This is a genomic window from Lysobacter sp. Root494 (assembly GCF_001427225.1).
Classification (GTDB): domain Bacteria; phylum Pseudomonadota; class Gammaproteobacteria; order Xanthomonadales; family Xanthomonadaceae; genus Agrilutibacter.
Map to the genome: position 1 here is coordinate 164510 of NZ_LMFH01000005.1, position 21116 is coordinate 185625.

Below are 21116 nucleotides of genomic sequence, written 5' to 3' on the forward strand. Positions count from 1 at the left end.
GGATCATGGCACCGGGATGGCGATGCCTCGTGCCGCAAAATCGAGTTCGCGCCATTCGCGTCCGTCGAAACCCTCGAGCGGATGGAAGCGACGCTTGTAGTCCATCTTCTGGTGACCGCCGATCCAGTAACCCAGGTACACGTGCGAGCGCCCGGTGCTGCGCGCCCATTCGATCTGCCTGAGGATGGCGAGCGTGCCGAGGCCGCGATCTGCGAGATCGGGGTCGTAGAAGGTGTAGACGGCTGAAATCGCCGAGTCGACGACGTCGGTGACGGCCACGGCCAGCAGCCGGCCGCTGCCGTTATCCGCATGTTCGCGCAGTTCGATGAAGCGGCCTTCGCTCCAGCTGCCGACCAGGAACTGGTCGAACTCGGTCGCGCCATGCCCGTCCATGCCGCCACCGGGATGGCGCGAGGCGAGATAGCGGCGGTAGAGGGCTAGCTGTTCCTCGGTGCGTTCGGCCGGGCGCACCCGCATTTCCACATCGGCGTTGCGCGCGAGGCAGCGGCGCTGGCTGCGGTCGGGATGGAAGCGATCGACCGGAATGCGCACCGCGACGCAGGCGCGGCAATGCGCGCAATGCGGGCGGTAGACGATGTCGCCGGAACGACGGAAGCCCCATCCCAGCGCCAGCGGATACCACTGTTTCATGCGCGGATCGCGCGGATCGAAGACGAGGTCGCGCGCGGCGCGCTCCGGCCAGTACCCGCAGGCGTGCTCGGTGGTCTGGAACAGGCGGAAGTCGTCTGCGTGCTGGCCGGGGTCGGTGCCCATGGCGGCAGCATAGCGCCGGGATGCGTGGTTGGTGCGTACACATCGCGAGCTTGTTGGTGACGCGTGCTGAACTCCGCGTGCGGGGAATGAAGGCCGCGTGGAACGGCGCTTGCTCGGGGCAGCATGCGTCCGGCGTCGATTTTTGCTCGTCATTCCTGCGAAAGCAGGAATCCAGTGTCTTTCGCTGGGCGCAAAGAAGCAAAGAAGCAAAAAAGCCAAGTCACTGGATCCCTGCGTTCGCAGGGATGCGAGCTAGAAGCCCAGCCCGTCCGCTGCGGTCATCCATGCATATCTCTGTTGAAAGCAGCCGAGCAAGCTCGGCTCTACAGGACGAAAACTCAGCCGCCCGTGCCGAACGATGCGACGTGCTTCAGCACCTTCGTTACCTCCCATGCGCCGCCGATACGCTTCACTTCGAGCGTCTTGTAGTGCGCGTACTGGCCATGGTGGAAGGACTCGAACTCGACCGTGGCTGCATCCTTGCCGGTGGCCTTGAACGAACGCACCGTCACCAGCAACGCTGGCTTGCCCGTCGCTGCCTGGTAGCTGCCACGTGCGGGATCGAAGTCGCGCACGCATTGCGAGATTGGCACCACTTCATTGGAAGGCTGCTTCATCGCCGCGATCACCGCGCCCGACGCATCGGCGTCGTCGACCGACAGGCAGAGCACGAGCTGTTCCCTGGCGACTTCCTTCGCGAACACCGCCAGCGCGAGCGACTCCGGCGTTCCGCCTTCGCGCGCGGCCTTGTCGGACACGACGGGCGCCGCAGGCACGGCCACCTGCTTCGGCGCGTAGCAGCCGCGCACCATCGACAGCACAGCGATCACCGCCATGCCGGCGAGCAGCGCCATCTTCAGGCGGAACATGCGCTTCTGCGCCGGCGACTTCTCGTATACCGCTTCTTCCTGGCGGAAGCTCAGCGGCTGGAAGCTGTCGGTCGGGCGGGTGGATTCGAGCAGGCCGTTTTCGCGCAGGACGTCGCGCGCGCGGATGTGGTCTTCCGAATGCACGACCCACACGCCCGGCTTGGGCGCGTCCTGGTCGCTGTAGCTGGCGCGGCTGCGCATTGCGCCCTTGTACGAGCGGCCGTTGGTGATGCGCACCTCGATCCCCGCATCGCGCAGCAGCTTGGCGACGGATTCGACGTTTTCGAGACGCAGACTGCTGAATACCTGGCGCATCGCCTACTTCTTTTCTTCAGTCTGGACGGCGCGGGCATTCTTTTCCTCATCCGCGTGAACGACGCGGATGAGGCCTTCCTGTGCGGTGCTCGCGACGAGATGGCCGTCGCGGTCGTAGATCATTCCGCGCGCAAGGCCACGCGAGGACTGCGCGCTCGGGCTGTCGATCGAATACAGCAGCCAGTCGTCGGCGCGGAACGGACGATGGAACCACATCGCGTGGTCGAGCGAAGCCATCTGCACGTCCGGCTGGTAGTAGCTGATGCCGTGCGGGAACGTCGCCGTGCCGAGCAGGTGGAAGTCGGACGAATACGCGAGCAGCGCGCGGTGCAGTTCGGGTGCATCGCCGACTTTTTCCGAAAGACGGAACCACACGTGCTGGTAGGGCGGACGCTTGGGCGGATTGAGTTCGTCGCGCGGATACACGTGGCGGAATTCGAACGGCCCCTGCCGCGAGACCCAGCGCTGCACCTTGGTCGGCAGCGTGGCGAGGATTTCCGGAGCGAGGGCGGGCGCAGCTTCGATGTCTTCGGGCTTGGGCACTTCCGGCATCGACAGCTGGTGCTCCCCGCTGTCCTCGTCCTTCTGGAATGAGGCTGCCAGGAACAGGATCGGCTGCCCATGCTGGATCGCGGTTACACGGCGCACGGAGAAACTGCCGCCGTCGCGCGTGCGATCGACGACGTACACGATCGGCGCCTCGATGTTGCCCGCGCGCAGGAAGTAACCATGCAGCGAATGCGCATTGCGCGGCTCGCTCGCCGAATCCATCGTCGCCTGCGCCGCGGACAGTGCCTGCCCCAGCACCTGGCCACCGAACACGTACTTCGTGCCGATGTCGCGGCTCTGGCCGCGGAACAGGTTGTCCTCCAGGCGTTCGAGCGAGAGCAGTTCGATGAGCTCGGAAACGGGGGAGGTCATGGCAGAACCCGAAAGGAAGAAGCTCGAATTATATCGGCCCGTAGGAGCGCCCTCGGGCGCGCCTACGGGACCAGGCGCTGAAACGGTACCGATTCCAGCACGCGTGGCCACGGAAACAGCGGCCCGGGATCGCGTTTTCGTCGTACCTGCACCCGCGGGTCGTCGGAAGCGGCGGCCGTGGTGGCATCGAGATCCTCGTGCCCCGCGACCTGCTTCAGCGAAGGCAGTTCGTTGTGCAGTTTCCGCAACAGCGCGATCAGCGACGCGACCTGCGCTTCCGTATATGGCTCGTCCATCGCCTGGTTCCGCGAATCGAGCCAGTCGGGGTAGCGCCCGGTATTCACGAGCTCGATGCCGATCGCGCGCGGGTTGTAACCGCGTACGTGGTGGGCGATGCGCTGCAAAGGCACGTACTGGAACACCGTGCCGTCCCGATCGATGTAGTAGTGGCCACTGTTGCCGGTGCCCGATTCGTAGAGCTCGCGCTCGCCGAATTCTCGCGCCATCGCCATGTTGGGCAACTCGGTGCAATGGATCACCACGAGGTCGATCTGTGCCAGCGGACGCTCGTCCAGGCGGGCTTCGTAAGGCAGGAGATCGACGGTGATCGGCAGGGGCGAAAGGTCGGGCAACATGCGCCGGATGCTAGCATTCGTCCCCGTTCGCTTTGGTTGCACCGGAGTTCGCCATGACCCTGCCACCCGCCGACTCCGAGCTGGGCAAGCTGATGGCGACCCTGCCGCGTCCGGGCCGCGTCGAATGGATCGGCCTGCGCCCTGCGCGCGGTCAGTCGATGGAAGCCGTCGAACAGATCGAAGCCGTTATCGGCAAGGGCCTGGTCGGCGACCGCTACAGCGGCGGAAGCGGAAAGCGCGGCGTAACCCTGATCCAGGCCGAACATCTCCCGGTGATCGCGACGTTGTCGGGCCACGCGAGCGTCGCGCCCGCGCTGCTGCGACGGAACGTCGTGGTATCCGGCCTGCCGCTGATCGCATTGAAGGAGCGGCGCTTCCGCATCGGCGACGTGGTGCTGGAAGGCACGGGCGAATGCGATCCGTGTTCGAACATGGAGAAGGCGCTCGGGCCCGGCGGCTTCAACGCGATGCGCAGCCACGGCGGCCTGTGCGCGCGGATAGTCGAAGGCGGTGTGCTCCGCATCGGCGACAGCGTCATCGCGCTCGCCTGAGCCCGCGCGTCCTATAACCGCATGCGCGATGGCGCGTGCTTCGCTTCACATCAACGGAACGACATGCCTGGACACTGCATCCTTTGCCACGGCTTCGAAAGCGGGCCCGACGCCACCAAGGTCACCGCATTGGCCGACGTCGCGCAGCAACTGGGCTGGACGCACGAGCGGCCCGATTTCAGCGACCTCGATGCGAAGCGTGAAGTCAGCGAACTCGGCGACGTTCCCGCGCGCGTGCAGCGCCTGCTGGCGATCGCACGCGAAGCGGCAGCACGTGGTCCGCTGGTGCTTGCCGGGTCGAGCCTCGGTGCGTGGATCGCCGGCAAGGTATCGATGCGGGTGCCGGTGAAGGCATTGTTCCTGATGGCGCCGCCGATCACGCTCGATCCCGGGCATCCGCTCGAAGCCGCGCGCGTGCCGACCAGCATCGTCCACGGCTGGGACGACGAGCTGATCCCGCATGCGGAAGTCGTCGCATGGGCGCGCGAGCGTCGCGCCCGCCTGTTGCTGGTCGACGACAGCCATCGCCTCTCATCGCATGTCGAAGCCAGCGCCGCTGCCTTCGGCCAACTCCTGGAATCGTTGTAGGAGCGCACCTTGGGCGCGACCATCACCACCATGAAAAGCATCGCGCCCAAGGGCGCTCCTACAGGAAAGGTTGCGTGAGCCGCTTTTTTGCCAGCTGCGGCAAGGGCCTGGAATATCTGCTCGCTGACGAGCTCGTCGCCTTGGGATGCACGCGTGCGACCGCGACCATGGCGGGCGCGAATGCGGAAGGCTCGCTCGCCGATGCGCAACGCGCCGTCCTGTGGTCGCGACTGGCCAGTCGCGTGCTGTGGCCGCTGGCCGAATTCGACTGTCCCGACGAACATGCCTTGTACGAAGGCGCGACCCAGGTCGACTGGCCGCGGCACCTCGCCTCCGGCCACACGCTGGCAGTCGATGCGCACGTATCAGGCGACGCCATCACGCATGCGCGCTACGCCGCGCAACGCGTGAAGGATGCGGTCGTCGACGTGATGCGCGCGCGCACCGGTGCGCGCCCGGATGTCGATGTCGAAGCGCCGGACCTGCGGCTGAACCTCGTGGTGCGCAAGGGCAAGGCGATCCTGTCGGTCGATCTCGGTGGCGGACCATTGCATCGCCGCGGCTGGCGCCGTATCCAGGGCGACGCGCCGCTGAAGGAAAACCTCGCCGCGGCCGTGCTTATGCGTGGCAGCTGGCCGCGCGTATATGCCGATGGCGGTGCACTCCTCGATCCGATGTGTGGCAGCGGCACGCTGGTGATCGAAGCGGCATTGACGGCGGCGGACGTCGCACCCGGATTGCTGCGGCATGGCGGTTCGATGCCGACAGGGTGGCGCGGTTTCGACGTGGATGCGTGGAAGCAGCTTCGGGTGGAGGCGATCGAACGCGAGGCGAAGGGGCGCGCGGCGTTGCGTCCGGTATTCCGCGGCAACGATATCGATCCGCATGCGGTGCGCGCGGCGCGGGAGAACGCGGAAGCGGCTGGCGTTGTGGATGCGATCGAGTGGAAGGTCGAGGATGTGCGGCAGCTTTCCGAACTCCCGTTCGCTTCCAGTCGTCATTCCCGCGAAGGCGGGAACCCAGTGTCTTTCGCTCCGCTGTCGGAAAGTCCGGAAGCAAAGTCGCTGGATCCCCGCCTCCGCGGGGATGACACGCAACAGCAACGGCAACAGCAAGAACAGCCACCGGAACAGTCACCCACGCCCCGCGGCCTCGTCGCCTGCAATCCACCCTACGATGCCCGCCTCGCTGCCGACCCCGCGCTGTACCGCGCACTCGGCGATGCGCTGAAGCGCACCGTGCCGCAATGGCGCGCCAGCCTGTTGTGCGGCGATGCCGAACTCGCCTACGCGACCGGATTGCGCGCCGCGAAGAAGTACCAGGTATTCAACGGCGCGATCGAATGCACGCTGATCGTGGTCGATCCCATCGCGCCTCCTCAGCGCGAGCGCAGCGATCAGGTGCAGGCCTTGTCCGAAGGCGCACAGATGGTCGCCAATCGCGTGCGCAAGAACCTGCGCAAGTTGAAGACCTGGCGCGAGCGCGAAGGCGTGCATTGTTTCCGCGCCTACGATGCGGACATCCCGGAATACGCCGCAGCGATCGATGTCTACGAAACCGACGAACCAACACCGCGTACCTTCCTGCACGTGCAGGAATACGCGGCGCCGGCGGAAATTCCGCAGGACGTACAGCGCAAGCGGCTCAACGAAGCCCTGGCCGGCGCGCGCGAAGTCTTTGGCGTGCCGCGCGAGCAGATCGCATTGAAGACGCGTGCCCGTGGCAAGGGCGGCAGCAAGTACGGACAGTTCGATACGCGCGGTGAATTCGTCGTGGTGCGCGAAGGCGCCGCGCGGCTGCGCGTGAACCTGTTCGACTACCTCGACACCGGGCTGTTCCTCGACCATCGTCCGATGCGCCTGCGGATCGGGGACGAAGCGCACGACGCGCGCTTCCTCAATCTCTTCGCCTACACCGGCGCTGCGACCGTGCATGCGGCACTGGGCAAGGCGCGTGCAACCACGACCGTGGACCTGTCCGCGACCTACCTGCAGTGGTGCTCGGACAACCTGCGCGAGAACGGCGTCGGCGGCGCGAAGCACCGGCTGGTGCAGGCGGACGCGATGGAGTGGCTGGAGCACGACCAGGGCGAATACGATCTGATCTTCTGCGATCCGCCGACCTTCTCCAATTCCAAGCGTGCCGACGACTTCGACGTGCAGGCATCGCATGTGGAGCTGCTGCGGGCGGCGGTCGCACGGTTATCGGATGAGGGCGTGCTGTATTTCTCCAATAACTATCGCCGCTTCCGCCTTGATGACGCGGCGGTGGCGCAGTTCGCGCGTTGCGTCGAGATCTCCCGTGAAACGATTCCGCCCGATTTCGAACGCAATCCACGCATCCACCGTTGCTGGCGATTGCAGCGCCTGTAAGCCATGAAACGCGCGCGCCACGGGGTCTTCACCTTCTTCTGGCAATGGCTGAAGAATCCGCTGCGCACCGCCGCCGTGATGCCGTCCAGTTCCGAACTGGCGTACGCGATGATTGCCGAGCTGCCCGAAGGCACGCGGCGCGTCATCGAACTGGGCGGCGGCACCGGCGCCATCACGCGTGAGCTGCTGGCCGCTGGCATCCAGGCAAAGCAGTTGCTGGTGCTGGAACTCAACGAGGAGTTACACGCGCACCTGCACGCACGTTTTCCCGGCGTGCATGTCGTGCTGGGCGATGCGCGCTCGCTGCCCGAGCTCGCGAGCGAATGCGGCTTCCTCGATGAAGGTCCCGCGGATGCAATCGTTTCCGGTCTGGGCCTGTTGACCATGCCACCGGTGCTCCAGCGGGAGATATTGACCGCCGCGTTCGACTGCCTGCGCCCCGATGGCGTGTTGGTGCAGTTCACCTATGGCCCGTCCGCGCCGGTGGCCGAATCCGTCGTGAAGCAGCTGGTTTTGGACGTGCATCGCGGTGATTTCGTGTTGCGCAACATGCCTCCCGCGACGGTATACGTGTATTCGCGCAAACCACCGCAGGGGGATCACCGCGCGCCCGATTGAACTTGCTGCCGGAACGATGCTTCGTCCCGGCATCACTACGGTTTTCTGCGACGGGCGCCATCTTGGACGCATGCACAGGAACGAATCCGGGAACCATCCATGAGCCAGCCCGCTTCCACCCGTTACGCCCGCGCGTTGCGCACGCTGCGCGGACAGGCGACTTCCGACGGTGCGGGCGTGCGCCTCACCCGCGTGATCGGCGGGCCCGCGCTGCCCGATCTCGATCCATTCCTGCTGCTCGACGAATTCGGCACCGACCGGCCCGAGGATTACCTCGCCGGCTTTCCCGAGCATCCGCACCGCGGCTTCGAAACGGTCACCTACATGCTCGACGGCCGCATGCGCCACCGCGACAACCACGGCAACGAAGGCCTGCTGACGCCGGGCGCCGTGCAGTGGATGACCGCGGGCCGTGGCCTGGTGCATTCGGAGATGCCGGAGCAGGAGGAAGGACGCATGCGCGGTTTCCAGCTGTGGGTGAACCTGCCTTCGAAGGAAAAGATGGCGGAGCCGCGTTACCAGGAATTCCCCTCCGAAAACATTCCGGTCGTGCAGCCGGCGGAAGGCGTGAGCGTGAAGGTCATTGCCGGCATGGTCGGCGATGCGCGCGGTCCGATTTCGCAGCCCGCTACCGATCCGTTGTATCTCGACATTGCGCTGGATGCGGGCAGCAGCTGGGAATACGCGCTGCCGGAAGGACACAGCGCTTTCGCGTATGTCTTCGAAGGCGACGCGGCCATCGGCGATGGCGAGGACACCCGCGAGCTCGGTACGCATGAGATGGCCGTGCTCGGCGGCGGCGATGTCTTCAAGGCGAGCGCGTCGGGCGATGCGCGGCTGATCCTCGTCGCCGGACGCCCGCTGCGCGAACCGGTCGCGCGTTACGGTCCGTTCGTGATGAATACCAAGCAGGAAATCATGCAGGCGCTCGTGGATTTCCAGGAAGGGCGCTTCTAGCGCGACACCGCGTCGCTCGCGGAAAACTAAAACGGCGCCAGCGTGACCGCCGGCGCCGCCTGTTGCTCCAATTCGAATATCAGTTGCTGCTCAGCCGTGTCGCACCGAACTTCATCGACTGCGTCTGCTGCAACGCCTGGCTCAACTGGTCCGGCGTCTTCGCCTGCACCCAGATGTAGGCGACGCGGCCGTCGGGCAACTGCACTACCGTTTCTCGGGCCTGGATCTGCGTGCCGGCGATTTCCGTTCGATACCAGGTGACTTCCCGGCCATCGATGTTCACGCGTTCGGCACGGTTGCCCCCCTTGGGCTTGAACGGCGCATCCTTCGCGATGGTCAGGCCGAATGCTTCGCTGCCGTCTTCGCGCAGCGCGCGGCAGAAGTCGGAATCGCCAGTGCCGCGGTGTTCCCAGGTCAGCCCGGTATCGGCGGCGAGGTACGGGCACGCGCCCGAGTCCTGGGCCGCAGCGGTGCCGACAAGCGGCAACAGCAGCGGCAAGAGCCATACAGGCTTGTTCATAGATACACCCCCTGATTGCTTTGTGCGGCGTTTCGTTAACGACCAGTGAAGCTGTGCTGGTCGCGGTCGAACATAACGCCCTTTCGGGGGCTTGACAAATTCCGGCGTTTCACATCGGTGAATCGGGACGCCGGGGCCCATCGAAACCGTTTCATCTGGAACGATATGATTGAAAATCAATCACTTGCCGCTTGAAGCGCAGCACGGCATCAGTGATCGGGCAGGGGAATGAATTCGGTTTCGCCTGCAATTGCGCCGAACCGGCCATCCACCCAGTCCTGCTTGGCCTGCTCGATGCGCTCCTTCGAGCTGGAAACGAAGTTCCACCACATGTGCCGCGGCGCATCCAGCGGTTCACCGCCGAGCAGCATCGCCTTGAGCGGCGTCTTCGCCCGCAGGCGTGGACGCGTTTGCGGATCGAGCACGATCAGGTTCATGGCGGGAAGATCCGCGCCGTCGAGTTGTGCGTCGCCTTCGAGCACATAGAGCGCGCGCTGTTCGTGGCTGTCGTCCAGCGCGAGCTCCGTGCCGGCGTCCAGGTCGATCGCGACGTACAACGTGTCGGCGAACACCTGCACCGGCGATTCCTCGCCGTAGCCGCGCCCGGCGACCACGCGCAGCCACGATCCGTCGCGACGCTGTTGGGGAAGGGCGGCGGCCGAATGATGGAAGAACGCCGGCTCGACTTCCTCCTGCGAACGCGGCAGCGCGACCCAAGTCTGCATGCCGTGCAACGGATGATCGTGTTCGCGCAACGCAAGCGGCGTGCGTTCGGAGTGCGCGATGCCCCGGCCTGCGGTCATCCAGTTCACGTCGCCCGGTTCGATGTCCTGCACGCTCCCGAGCGTGTCACGGTGGGTCATGCTCCCGGACCAGAGGAACGTCACCGTCGCCAGCCCGATATGCGGATGCGGACGCACGTCGACGCCGCGCCCGGCTTCGAACACTGCGGGCCCCATGTGATCGACGAACACGAACGGGCCCACCGAGCGCGCCTGCAACGTGGGAACGGCGCGACGCACCTGGAAGCCACCAAGGTCGTGCACGCGGGGAGCGATGATCAGGGTCATGGGTTCACCGTGCCGTTGCCGGCGCTGATGCGGAGGGTGACGACGGGCGCCGCGCCGCGGGTGGCGAGATCCACCAGTTCCAGATGCCACTTGCCGAGACTGGTCGAGCGCTGGCGTTCGGTGTTCAACGTGACACGTGAAGCTGCACTGCCGTTGCCGGTGTGGTCGAAGAGAACGTCGGCATCGCCCGCGCGGATGCACATCACATCGGGCGGACAGCGCGAATCGTTGGCGATGCCGATGTAGCGCAGCGTGGATGCGTCGGGGAGCGAAACCTTGTCGCCCGCCGACATCGTGAAATCGCTGTTCGCGATCACCGCGCCCGTGGTGGAGCATCCGGACAACAGTGCAAGGACGGCCAGTGCAGTGAATCGGAGCATCGCGATTCCGGGAATGAAGACTGCCGCCAAGGCTAGCACCGCGGCGGCGAGCGATACGCCACGGATCCGCAACGATCTATTCGTCGCGGCGCGACGCGATGCGTTCGGCAAGACGCGTGGGTTCGGGCATGCGGTAGGTCGTGACGAAACGCATCACCATTTCCGGCGCCGTGGCCATCGCCACGCGATGACCCGGCGACACGATCAGCGGCAGGCAGCCGGGCTTGCTGCGCAGCATCCAGCCGATCTGCTCGCTGCCTTCACGCAATGTGGTGAACGCGCCGCGCATTTCATGCAGCGCGGTCGAAGAGGTGCCGACCAGCACCTTCTCCGCGACACCTATCGTCGGCAGGTCGGCTGCGACGCCGAAATGGCACGCGATGCCGAACCGTCGCGGATGCGCGAAGCCTTGGCCGTCGATCAGGCACAGATCGGGTTTTGCGGAGAGCAGGGCGAGGGCTTCGAGCAGAGCTGGAAGCTCGCGGAAGCTCAGCAGGCCGCGCAGATAGGGCATGCGCGTTGGCAGGCGCACGACATGCGTTTCGAGTGCCTGCAACGTCTCCGCGTCGAGCAGCACCGCCGCGGCGCGCGTAGTAGCGCCATCGTCCTCGAAAGCGACATCGAAGCCGGCGACCGTGCGCAATGGCTTCGCGAACTCGTCCTTCAGGCGTACGCGACCGGCAAGTTCTCCTTGCGCCGCGCGCAACGCATCGGGATCACCGTTCCATTCGGGAACATTCGTGGCGTCCATCAGTAGCGCGTTTCCTGCAGCGTGGCGTCGCCGCTGGCGTCGAACTGGATGCGGATCCAGCGGTCGTACTCGGTGTCTTCCATCGGCGACACCGTGCAGTCGCACAGCGCGGCGGCAATGCCGGGCACGGTGTTGCTGTGGCCGACCACCAGCACCGTGCCGGTCGCATGCTCGCGGCGGAGCTGCGCGGCGAAGTTGGTCGCGGCGAGCTTGGCGTCGTAGGTCACCACCGGCAGCGAATGCGCGTGGGCGGCAGGCGCGGCGGTCTGCTGCGTTCGCCGGTAGGCCGTTGCGTAGACACCGCGCAGCGGCGCGTCACGCAACGCGGCGGCCACGGCTTGCGCGCGCGCCAGTCCGGCTTCGCTCAGCGGCGGGTCCTTGCTGCCGTCGTCGACCTTTTCGGCATGGCGCACCACGATGAAGGTGACTCCCGCGGGCTGCTGCGCACGCGTTGCGCAGGCACTCAGCACGAAGACGAGCAGCAATGAAGCCAATGCCGCGAACTGCCTCGAATATCGCATTTTCATTCCTTCAGCTTCGGCTGAGCATAGACGCATTGGTGCCGCGGGAACGCAGCGTCACGCCGCGCGATCCAGCATCGTCAGCAGCCCGCGTGCGGCGGCAATGCGCGAAGCGGCATCAGGGAGCTCCAGTTTCACCCGCAGCTTGTCCGGCCCGTCCATCTGGTAATGCTTCGGCTGTCCCTGGATCAGGCGGATCACCGCCATCGGGTCAACGCTCGGCCGCTCGATGAACTGCAGGCGTCCACCCTTGTCGCCGAGGTCGAGCTTGCGGATGCCCAGCGCGGTCGAATGCAGCTTCAGTTCGGCGATGGTGAACAGGTGCTTCGCGGCATCCGGCAGGAGCCCGAAGCGGTCGATCATTTCCACCTGCAATTCGCGCAGCTCTTCGACGTCCCGTGCGCCGCTGATGCGCTTGTACAAGGTCAGGCGCGTGTGCACGTCGGGGAGATAGTCCTCGGGGATCAACGCGGGCACGTGGAGCTCCACTTCGGCGCCCCGTGCATGCGCGCCATCGACATCGGGCAGCTCGCCGCGCTTGATCGAACGCACCGCGCGTTCCAGCAGCTCGGTGTAGAGACTGAAGCCGACTTCCGCCATCTGCCCGCTCTGGTCCTCGCCGAGGAGTTCGCCGGCGCCGCGGATTTCGAGGTCGTGCGTGGCGAGGGTGAAGCCTGCGCCGAGTTCATCCATCGCCGCAATCGCATCGAGACGCTTGCGTGCGTCGGCTGTCATCGAGCGCTGGTCCGGTGGAACCACCAGGTAGGCGTAGGCGCGATGGTGCGAACGGCCGACGCGGCCGCGCAGCTGGTGCAACTGCGCCAGGCCGAAGCGGTCGGCGCGATGGATGATGATCGTGTTGGCGTTGGGAATGTCGATGCCCGACTCGATGATCGTCGAGGCCAGCAGTACGTTGAAGCGCTGCTTGTGGAAGTCGAGCATCACCCGTTCGAGTTCGCGCTCGGGCATCTGGCCGTGGGCGATGCCGATGCGCGCTTCGGGAACGAGTTCCTGCAGCTGCTTCTGCATCCGCCCCATCTGCTCGACGTCGTTGTTGAGGAAGTACACCTGTCCGCCGCGGGCCAGTTCGCGCTGGAAGGCCTCGCGCAGCTGCGCGTCGTCCCACGGTACGACGAAGGTCTGCACGGCCAGGCGATGCGCCGGCGGCGTGGCGATGATCGACAGGTCGCGCAGCCCGGCCATCGCCATGTTGAGCGTACGCGGGATCGGCGTTGCAGTGAGCGTGACGAGGTGGACGTTGGCGCGCAGTGCCTTCAGTGCTTCCTTCTGGCGCACGCCGAAGCGCTGTTCCTCGTCGACGATGACGAGGCCGAGGTCCTTGAATTTCACGTCGCCCTGCAACAGGCGATGGGTGCCGACGATCACGTCGATCTGGCCATCGGCGACCTTCTTCAGCTCTTCCTCGATTTCCTTCCTGCTCTTGAAGCGCGACAGCACTTCCACGCGGATCGGCCAGTCGGCGAAGCGGTCGGCCATGGTGCGGTAGTGCTGCTCCGCCAGCAGCGTGGTAGGCACAAGGACCGCAACCTGCTTGCCCGTGGTCGCGGCGACGAAGGCCGCGCGCACCGCGACTTCGGTCTTGCCGAAGCCGACGTCGCCGCACACCACGCGGTCCATCGGCTGCGAGCTGGCCATGTCGCGGATCACCGCTTCGATCGCAGAGTGCTGGTCAGGTGTTTCCTCGAACGGGAAGGCCGCGGCGAACGGCTCGTACATCGCGCGGTCGACATCCAACGCAAGGCCCGCGCGCGCCTGCCGCTTCGCCTGGATTTCAAGCAGTTCGGCGGCGACGTCGCGGACCTTTTCCTGCGCCTTGCGCTTGGCCTTCGTCCATTGCTCGCCGCCGAGCGAGTGCAGCGGCGCGGTTTCCGGCGAGGCCCCGGAATAGCGGCTGATCAGGTGCAGTTGCGCGACGGGCACATACAGGCGATCGCCCTTGGCGTATTCGATCTCCAGGTATTCGCCGGGCATGCCGCCGGCTTCGAGGGTGACCAGGCCGCGGTAACGGCCAACGCCGTGATCCTCGTGGACGATTGGCGCGCCTTCGGTGAGTTCGCCGAGGTCGCGGATGATCGCCTCGGGCTCGCGGCCCGCGCGCTTGCGGCGGCGCGGCTGCAAGGCGCGCTCAGGGAAGAGCTGGCGCTCGGTGAGGATGACGAACGCGGGCTCGGTGAGGGCGAAGCCGTCTTCGAGTGGGGCGACGGCGATGGCGAAGCGGGAAAGCTCGCGCTGTTGTCTTTGTTCGTCATTCCCGCGAAGGCGGGAATCCAGTGACTTTGCTTTTGCTTCGACATCACCAGCGGAAACCAAAGTCGCTGGATCCCCGCCTTCGCGGGGATGACGGGCAAAGGCGAAAGCCGCCCAATCGGGCAGGACATCGGGTCGCAACTCGGCCGCCTGAAGAACTTCAAGCAGCGCTTCCCGGCGGCCCGGCGAATCCGCCGCAACCAGCACACGCCCCGGATACGTGCGCAGGAACGACTTCAGTGCTTCGGCAGGCTGCGCATCCTTTGCCGCCACCGGCAGCGAAGGCGCGGGCTGGTCGCCAAGCGCGACCGCTCGATCGCGTTGCGGATGCGCCTCGCCGCAGACTTCGACGCGATCGGCCCTGTTGAGCTGTTCGCGCAGGGCATCGGGTGACAGGTACAGCTCGGCCGGCGGCAGGACCGGGCGTTCCAGGTCGTGGCGGCGCTGCTCATAGCGCTCGGTGGTCTGTTTCCAGAACTGCTCGACGGCTTCCATCGCGCCGTCGGCGATCACCGGCAGTGCAGTCGTACCCAGGTAATCGAACAGCGTGGACGTTTGCGCGAAGAACAGCGGCAGGTAGTACTCGATGCCGGCTGGTGCGAGGCCTGCCTTGAGGTCCTGATAAAGCGTGCTGCGGCGCGTGTCGACGTCGAAGCGGTCACGCAGTGCATCCAGTGCGCGCTTCAGCGAGACTTCGTCGAGCGGCAACTCGCGCCCGGGAAGCAGGTGCACCGCATCGATCTTGTCCAGCGAGCGCTGCGACTCCGGATCGAACACGCGGATGGTGTCGATCTCGTCGTCGAGCAGTTCGACGCGGAACGGCGAATCCGCGCCCATCGGATAGACGTCGAGCAGGCCGCCGCGCACCGCGAAGTCGCCCGGATCGAGCACTTGCGGCACGTGCCGGTAGCCGGCGCCTTCGAGCCGGCGCTTCTCTGCGTCGAGATCGAGTCGCTGCCCGACCCGCACGTCGAAGCTGCCGCCGACGACATGTTTCAGCGGCGCGAGTCGCTGCAGCAGCGTCTGTACGGGCACCACCACGATCCCGCGCTTGAGCGCCGGCAACCGGTGCAGCGCGGCGAGGCGCTGCGACACGATGTCCGGATGCGGGCTGAAATGGTCGTAGGGCAGGGTTTCCCAATCCGGGAACGCCACCACCGGCAGCGAGCCATCAGTACCCAACAACGTGCGCAGGTCGGATTCGAGCTGGTTCGCGCCGTGGTTGTCGCGCGCGATCGCGAGCAGCGGGCCGGAATGCGCCGAAGCCGCCGCGGCGATATGGAACGCCAGAGCCGAAGGCGACGCAGGCGCGCGCCACCAGGCGCGTTGCTGGCCGGACTTGGGCAGCGGCGGAACAGGGAATCGGAAGGTGTCGGAGTCGGTCATGAGGGCGCTGCGCAAAACGACGACAGCGCCGGACGCAGTCGATGCGTCCAGCGCGGCAAGGACGCGCAGTTTACCCCGGGGTTCCGCCGGGCATTCATGGCGAATAACGCCGTCATCCCTGCGAAAGCAGGGATCCAGTGGCTTCAAGTCGTTGAAACCAAAGGCACTGGATGACCAGCCTTCGGCCGTGGTGAAGCGTCGCCTGCTTTCGCAGGAATGACGATCAAGGGCGCTTCGGGTCTGACGATCACCGCGAGTTGTTCAGATCTTCCTCAGCGGTTCTGGTTTTGCTGCGGCTGCGCGCTCGACCGTTGCTGGTCGGAGGGCGTGCGGTTGTTGCTTCGCGGCTTCAACTCCAGCGTCACACGGACCAGCCCGGGCGACTCCTGGCGGAATTCGCGCTGGAATCCCAGCGATTGCGCCAGCGACAACATCGGCCCGTTGTTTTCCAGCACGTCGCCATACAGGCGATTGAGCTTCTTGCCCTTCGCCCACTTCACCAGGCGGGTCATGAGGTAGCGGCCCAGGCCCATGTGCTTGATGTAGCGGCTGACAAGGATCGCGAATTCGGCGTCGCGGCCGTTTTCATCGACTGCCACGCGCGCGACGGCGCCGATCAGCGCTTCGCCGGGTGGCAGCGGCTCGGCGACCACGAGCGCGAATTCGTTGCGTGGATTGACATGGGTGAGGCGCTCGGCCGTTTCCGGCGACAGCTCCTTCACCGCATGCAGGAAGCGCTGGCGGATCTCATCAGGTTCGAGCAGGCCGAAGCCGGCGCGCAACGGCTCCCCATCTTCGGGACGTATGGGGCGGATCAGCACCTGCCGCCCGTTGGAAAGCGTCACCCGCTCGTGCCACGGCGGAAGACGTTCGCGTGTGGGGGAAGCTCCTGTCATGCGCCCGATATTGGCACACTGCCCGTTTAGGACTTCATCACACTTCATCGGCGGCGCGTAGACATGAATGAAGCGGCTTTACGGAAATTCACGGCGGCGTGGCCGGGCGTCGAGGCGGGCATCAAATGGGAAGACGACCTGGTCTTCACGGTCGCGGGAAAGATGTTCTGCGTGACCTGCGTCCGCGGGCCGCACAAGGGCTCGATCAGCTTCAAGGTCGAGGACGAACGCTTCCTCGAATTCACCGGCCGCCCGGGCTTCATTCCCGCGCCCTACATGGCACGGGCGCACTGGGTGCAGATCGCCTCGGCGAAGTCGCTGCCTGCTGCCGAGCTACGCGAACTCATCCGTCGCAGCTACGAACTCGTGCGCTCAAGGCTGACGAAGAAGGCGCAGCGTGAACTTGCGGATTGACGCAGGCACTGCGCGCATCGAAGCCGCGCCGCCGTCGTTCGGCCAGGCGCTGCGCTTCTGGCTGCTGCTGGGCTGCATCAGTTTCGGCGGGCCCGCGGGGCAGATCGCGATCATGCACAACGAGCTGGTCGACAAGCGTCGCTGGATCGAAGGGGAACCGTTCCTGCGCGCGCTGAACTTCTGCATGCTGTTGCCAGGTCCGGAAGCGATGCAGCTGGCGACGTGGCTCGGCTGGCGATTGCATGGCGTGCGCGGTGGGATCGCCGCAGGCGTGTTGTTCGTCCTGCCTGCCGCGCTACTGATGGGCGTGTTGAGCTGGGCGTATCTCACCTGGCAATCGTTGCCGCTGATGAACGGTGTCGTATTCGGACTGCAGGCGGCGGTGCTGGGCATCATCGTGCATGCCGCACAGCGCATCGGCGGACGCGTGTTGAGCACGACGTTTGCCGTCGCGCTCGCGGTGGTCGCGCTGGTGGCGATTTCGCTGCGCGTGCCGTTCCCGTTGCTGCTCGCCGGGGCAGCGGTTGCCGGCTGGATGGCGTGGAAACACCGGCCGCAATGGCTGCCACGAGCCGAAGCCCCGGCCACGTCTCATGCAACCTTGCCGCAGGCGCGCGCGTGGCACGCGATTCGCATGGCGCTCGCCTGCCTGCTTGCGTGGTGGCTGCCGTTGCTTGCCCTGGGTGCGTGGCTGGGACGCGACAGCACGGCTTTCGCGATGAGCGTGTTTTTCAGCAAGACGGCGCTGTTTACGCTGGGCGGCGCCTATGCGGTGCTGCCGTACGTGGCGACACAGGCCGTGGAAGTGCAGGGTTGGCTGACGCCGGCGCAGATGATGACGGGTCTGGGGCTTGCCGAAACCACGCCGGGACCGCTGATCCTGGTGCTGGAATTCGTCGGCTTCGCGGGTAGTTGGCAACATCCGGACCTGTCGTTGCCGCTCGCCTCCGGCGTGCTCGGCGCGGCGGTGAGCGTGTGGGCGACCTTCCTGCCGAGCTTCCTGTTCGTGCTGACTGCTGCGCCCTGGATCGAGCACATCGGTCGATGGCCGCGCGCGAACGCAGTGCTGGCCGCGGTGACCTCCGCGGTGGTCGGCGTGATCGCGCACCTGGCGTTCTGGTTCGGCTGGCGCCTGCTGGCCGCGCAGGAGTGGCGCGCGGCCGTGCTCGCGGTGCTGATCGCAGCATTCGTGTACGCGGGACTTACCCGCTGGCGCTGGTCGGTTGCGGCGATCGTGCCTGCTGCCGGGCTGGCCGGAGCAGTGGCGCAGGCCCTGATTCCGATCGCGGCATGAAGCCGGGGCGTGATCGCCCCGATGCTAGACTTTCCGCGCTTTTTCGACCCGAATACCAACAGCACACAAAGGAACGATGCATGGCCGGTGGTGGTGATTCGACCCGCGCGATCTTCTTCGCGCTCGGCGCCAATTTCGCGATCGCGGTGTCGAAGGGCGTCGCGGCGTTCTTCACCGGTTCCAGTGCGATGCTGGCCGAGACCGTGCATTCGTTGGCCGACTGCGGCAACCAGTTACTGCTCCTGCTCGGCATGCGCCAGGCCAAGCGGCCGGCTTCCCCCGACTATCCGCTCGGCTACGGCAAGGCGATCTACTTCTGGTCGTTCCTGGTCGCGCTGATGCTTTTCAGCGTGGGTGGCATGTTTTCGCTGTACGAGGGCATCCACAAGCTGCAGCACCCCGAGCCGCTGAGGCAGTGGTGGTGGGCTGTCGGCGTGCTGGTGTTCGGCATCATCGCCGAGGCCATGTCGATGCGTGCCTGCCTGCAGGAAGTGAACAAGGCGCGCGGTTCGCGCACGCTGTGGCAGTGGTTCCGCCAGAGCCGCCAGGCGGAGCTGGTGGTGATCTTCGGCGAGGACCTGGCCGCGCTGCTGGGCCTGGTATTCGCGCTGGTCGCGGTGGTGCTGTCGGTGGTCACCGGTAATCCGCTATGGGATGCGGCCGGCACGATCGCGATCGGTGCGTTGCTCGTCGTCGTCGCCGTGTTCGTCGCGATCGAAGTCAAGGCCATGCTGATCGGCCAGAGCGTCGATCCCGAGCGCGAACGGGAAATGCGCCGCTTCATCGAGGCGCGCGAGGAAGTCGGTCGCGTGATCAGCCTGATCACCCTGCAGCTGGGCAACGAGGTGATGGTGGCGATCCAGGCCGAAATGAGCGATCGCCAGAGCACGCATCACCTGGCCGAAGAGATCAATCGCGTGGAACGCGCGTTCAAGGCGCAGTTCCCGGAAGTGCGCTGGAGCTTCTTCGAGCCGGACCTGAAGCCGCAGCTTTCGGGTTGATCAGGCGCTTCGGCACGATTTACGGAGCGGCCTTGAGTAGCCCGGCCCACGCCGGTGCTCTTGTGGCGCCGTGGGCCTGCCCGATGCGCTCTTCGGCGAAAGCCCAGGCGTCGTCCACAGCGACGGTCAAAAGCCGCACCGCGCAGGCGCGGCGCTACGTTAAAGTCGAGCTCGGCTGCTCTTCAAGGCAAAAGGCAGCGCAAGCTCCACTCTACAAAAATGGCCGACGCAGCGGAGCAAGCTCCGCTACATGACACGCTTTACGGAGCAGCCTTGAGCCACTCCAGACGCCACGATGGATCACGTTCGCCGATCGCCTTCGCGAGCGCACGCAGGGTCGGCAACAATCTCGCATCCAGCTGGAACGGCGCATTCAATATCAGCAGGCCGCTGCCGTTCATGTGCAGCGGCGAGTCGTCCGGGCGGACCAGCAACTCGGCAACCAGCACCGACTTCGAAGGCAGCGTCGCGGCGCGACGGTAGAACTGTTGCAGTGCACGGCGCAGCTTGATCGGATACCACAGCATGTAACAGCCCTGCGGCCAGCGGGCGAGGGCGTCGCGCAAGGCATGCAGCGCGGTATCGAATTCTTCCAGCTGCGATTCGTAGGGCGGATCGATCAGCACCAGTCCGCGGCCAAACTTTGTCTCGCCGATGCGAGGCGGCAGCAGCGCCTTCATCGCGGCGTAACCGTCGCGTTGGTGCACCGCCATGCGTTGTTCGCGGGCGAAGGTCTGCTCCAGTTGTGCGGCTTCCTCCGGATGCAGTTCGCAGGCGGCGATGCGGTCGTCCGCGCGCAAGGCATGCGCGAGCAGCCACGGCGAGCCCGGATACGCCATCCGGCCATGTTCGTTGCGGCAGGCGCGAACGGCCTGCAGGTAGCGGTTGATGAGCGGGTCGGCAGGCGCCTCGGCCGTCAGCCGGCCGATGCCGTCCTCGGCCTCGCCCGTGCGTTGCGCGGAATTGCTGTCGAGCGCGTATAGGCCGCGTCCGGCGTGCGTATCGAGGGCGAACAGTGGTGTCGGCTTGGCCGTCAGGGCATCGCAGATCGCCAGCAGGGCGAGGTGCTTGAGCACGTCGGCATGGTTGCCGGCATGGAAGGCGTGGCGGTAATTCATGCGGCTAGGGTACCCCGGCGGCTGCCGCGATGGCCGGTGCGGCGTGCACTATCCTTGCGGTACCACCGCTTTCGACCGCCTGCATGCCGCGCATCCTTCTTGTCGAAGACGAAGCCGCGATCGCCGAAACCGTGCTCTATGCGCTGCGCACGGAAGGTTTCGAGGCGCGTCATTGCCTGACCGGCGGCGACGCATTGCGCTCCGCGCGCGGGGAATCCTTCGACCTGGCCCTGCTCGATGTCGGCCTTCCGGACATCGGCGGTTTCGCGTTGTGCCGCGAGCTGCGTCGCAACCGATCCGCCGATGGTCGCGAGCTGCCGGTGATTTTTCTCACCGCGCACGATGCGGAAGCCGAACGCATCCTCGGCCTGGAAATCGGTGCGGACGATTACGTCACCAAGCCATTCTCCCCGCGCGAACTCGTCGCCCGCGTGCGCGCGGTGCTGCGGCGCGGGCAGGGCAGCGGCTTCGCAGCGAACACGAACGGTTTCGAGCACGATGCCGAAGGCCACCGGATCCGTTACCGCGGCCAGTTCCTCGACCTCACCCGTTACGAATACGGCCTGCTAGCCGCGCTGCTGCAACGGCCGGGTGCGGTGCTCTCTCGCGCGCAGCTGATGGATCGCGTGTGGGGCGACGCGCTGGAAAGCGGGGACCGCACGATCGATACGCACATCAAGACACTGCGGGCGAAGCTGCGGGTCGTCGTGCCCGATGAGGATCCGATCCGTACGCATCGGGGATTGGGGTATTCGCTTGAAGGTTGAAGCAAAAAAGAAGGGTGATGCAAGGGTGTTTTTCTCCTGCCGTTGTTTTTGCCCGTCATTCCCGCGAAGGCGGGAATCCAGCGACTTTGCTGTTGTCTATCAGTTGAAAGCCAGAGCAAAAGTCACTGGA

General features: G+C 65.8%; 21 protein-coding genes. 9 read left to right on the forward strand and 12 right to left on the reverse strand.

What is annotated here, in order from left to right; translation table 11 throughout:
• Positions 1-3: 3 nt before the first annotated feature.
• The 4 genes from ASD14_RS04065 to ASD14_RS04080 all read right to left on the reverse strand — a co-directional run bounded on the left by ASD14_RS04065 (position 4) and on the right by ASD14_RS04080 (position 3514).
• On the reverse strand, positions 4-774 hold the full coding sequence (locus tag ASD14_RS04065; RefSeq protein WP_056129392.1) for an arginyltransferase: 771 nt from the start codon (positions 772-774) through the stop codon (positions 4-6).
• Between the two features lie 338 nt (positions 775-1112).
• Entirely contained in the window at positions 1113-1958 is an 846-nt protein-coding gene (locus ASD14_RS04070) for a hypothetical protein (protein ID WP_056129394.1), read from the reverse strand.
• Between the two features lie 3 nt (positions 1959-1961).
• The gene (locus ASD14_RS04075) at positions 1962-2879 is read right to left on the reverse strand and encodes an acyl-CoA thioesterase II (RefSeq protein ID WP_056129396.1); all 918 of its coding nucleotides are present in this window, start codon (positions 2877-2879) and stop codon (positions 1962-1964) included.
• A 62-nt stretch (positions 2880-2941) separates the two neighbouring features.
• A complete protein-coding gene (locus ASD14_RS04080; protein WP_056129398.1) occupies positions 2942-3514 on the reverse strand; it encodes an N-acetylmuramoyl-L-alanine amidase in 573 nt (190 codons plus the stop codon).
• Positions 3515-3567: 53 nt separating this feature from the next.
• On the opposite strand from ASD14_RS04080, the gene ASD14_RS04085 reads away from it, so the two are divergent.
• The 5 genes from ASD14_RS04085 (at position 3568) to ASD14_RS04105 (ending at position 8600) form a co-directional block, all read left to right on the forward strand.
• Positions 3568-4065 carry an MOSC domain-containing protein gene (locus ASD14_RS04085; protein WP_056129400.1) on the forward strand — a complete coding sequence of 166 codons (498 nt, stop codon included), beginning with the start codon at positions 3568-3570 and terminating at the stop codon, positions 4063-4065.
• Positions 4066-4128: 63 nt separating this feature from the next.
• Positions 4129-4653: an alpha/beta family hydrolase gene (locus ASD14_RS04090; RefSeq protein ID WP_056132065.1), complete on the forward strand. Its 525-nt coding sequence runs from the start codon at positions 4129-4131 to the stop codon at positions 4651-4653.
• 74 nt (positions 4654-4727) lie between these two features.
• On the forward strand, positions 4728-7025 hold the full coding sequence (gene rlmKL, locus ASD14_RS04095) for a bifunctional 23S rRNA (guanine(2069)-N(7))-methyltransferase RlmK/23S rRNA (guanine(2445)-N(2))-methyltransferase RlmL (protein WP_056129401.1): 2298 nt from the start codon (positions 4728-4730) through the stop codon (positions 7023-7025).
• Between the two features lie 3 nt (positions 7026-7028).
• The gene (locus tag ASD14_RS04100) at positions 7029-7643 is read left to right on the forward strand and encodes a methyltransferase domain-containing protein (RefSeq protein WP_056129402.1); all 615 of its coding nucleotides are present in this window, start codon (positions 7029-7031) and stop codon (positions 7641-7643) included.
• Positions 7644-7742: 99 nt separating this feature from the next.
• Positions 7743-8600 carry a pirin family protein gene (locus tag ASD14_RS04105; RefSeq protein ID WP_056129405.1) on the forward strand — a complete coding sequence of 286 codons (858 nt, stop codon included), beginning with the start codon at positions 7743-7745 and terminating at the stop codon, positions 8598-8600.
• Positions 8601-8679: 79 nt separating this feature from the next.
• On the opposite strand, the gene ASD14_RS04110 is transcribed toward ASD14_RS04105, so the two are convergent.
• From ASD14_RS04110 to ASD14_RS04140, 7 genes are all read right to left on the reverse strand, one after another.
• Positions 8680-9120, reverse strand: a complete 441-nt coding sequence (locus ASD14_RS04110; RefSeq protein ID WP_056129408.1) for a hypothetical protein — start codon at positions 9118-9120, stop codon at positions 8680-8682.
• A gap of 209 nt (positions 9121-9329) precedes the next feature.
• Positions 9330-10190, reverse strand: coding sequence for a pirin family protein (locus tag ASD14_RS04115; RefSeq protein ID WP_056129410.1), 861 nt, complete (start codon positions 10188-10190; stop codon positions 9330-9332).
• Complete coding sequence (locus tag ASD14_RS04120; protein WP_157475065.1) at positions 10187-10570, reverse strand: hypothetical protein; 384 nt, start codon at positions 10568-10570, stop codon at positions 10187-10189. The genes ASD14_RS04115 and ASD14_RS04120 overlap by 4 nt, the downstream gene beginning before the upstream one ends.
• A gap of 76 nt (positions 10571-10646) precedes the next feature.
• Positions 10647-11321: a deoxyribonuclease V gene (nfi, locus tag ASD14_RS04125; RefSeq protein WP_056129415.1), complete on the reverse strand. Its 675-nt coding sequence runs from the start codon at positions 11319-11321 to the stop codon at positions 10647-10649.
• On the reverse strand, positions 11321-11842 hold the full coding sequence (locus tag ASD14_RS04130) for a phosphoglycerate mutase family protein (RefSeq protein WP_162247671.1): 522 nt from the start codon (positions 11840-11842) through the stop codon (positions 11321-11323). Before ASD14_RS04130 ends, nfi begins: the two co-directional genes overlap by 1 nt.
• Before the next feature lie 57 nt (positions 11843-11899).
• Positions 11900-15496 carry a transcription-repair coupling factor gene (gene mfd, locus ASD14_RS04135; RefSeq protein WP_056129419.1) on the reverse strand — a complete coding sequence of 1199 codons (3597 nt, stop codon included), beginning with the start codon at positions 15494-15496 and terminating at the stop codon, positions 11900-11902.
• Positions 15497-15768: 272 nt separating this feature from the next.
• Positions 15769-16392 carry a GNAT family N-acetyltransferase gene (locus ASD14_RS04140; RefSeq protein WP_082538733.1) on the reverse strand — a complete coding sequence of 208 codons (624 nt, stop codon included), beginning with the start codon at positions 16390-16392 and terminating at the stop codon, positions 15769-15771.
• A 63-nt stretch (positions 16393-16455) separates the two neighbouring features.
• On the opposite strand from ASD14_RS04140, the gene ASD14_RS04145 reads away from it, so the two are divergent.
• From ASD14_RS04145 to ASD14_RS04155, 3 genes are all read left to right on the forward strand, one after another.
• The gene (locus ASD14_RS04145; RefSeq protein WP_056129424.1) at positions 16456-16806 is read left to right on the forward strand and encodes an MmcQ/YjbR family DNA-binding protein; all 351 of its coding nucleotides are present in this window, start codon (positions 16456-16458) and stop codon (positions 16804-16806) included.
• On the forward strand, positions 16790-18100 hold the full coding sequence (gene chrA, locus ASD14_RS04150; RefSeq protein WP_200947016.1) for a chromate efflux transporter: 1311 nt from the start codon (positions 16790-16792) through the stop codon (positions 18098-18100). Before ASD14_RS04145 ends, chrA begins: the two co-directional genes overlap by 17 nt.
• Positions 18101-18180: 80 nt before the next feature.
• Positions 18181-19101, forward strand: a complete 921-nt coding sequence (locus ASD14_RS04155) for a cation diffusion facilitator family transporter (protein ID WP_056129442.1) — start codon at positions 18181-18183, stop codon at positions 19099-19101.
• A gap of 260 nt (positions 19102-19361) precedes the next feature.
• Here the strand turns inward: ASD14_RS04155 and rlmJ are convergent, their stop codons facing one another.
• Positions 19362-20219 (reverse strand): 23S rRNA (adenine(2030)-N(6))-methyltransferase RlmJ, encoded by an 858-nt coding sequence (rlmJ, locus tag ASD14_RS04160; protein WP_056129444.1) that lies wholly within the window; start codon positions 20217-20219, stop codon positions 19362-19364.
• An 83-nt stretch (positions 20220-20302) separates the two neighbouring features.
• Between rlmJ and creB the strand changes: the two genes are divergently transcribed.
• Entirely contained in the window at positions 20303-20986 is a 684-nt protein-coding gene (gene creB, locus ASD14_RS04165) for a two-component system response regulator CreB (protein WP_056129446.1), read from the forward strand.
• Positions 20987-21116: the final 130 nt, after the last annotated feature.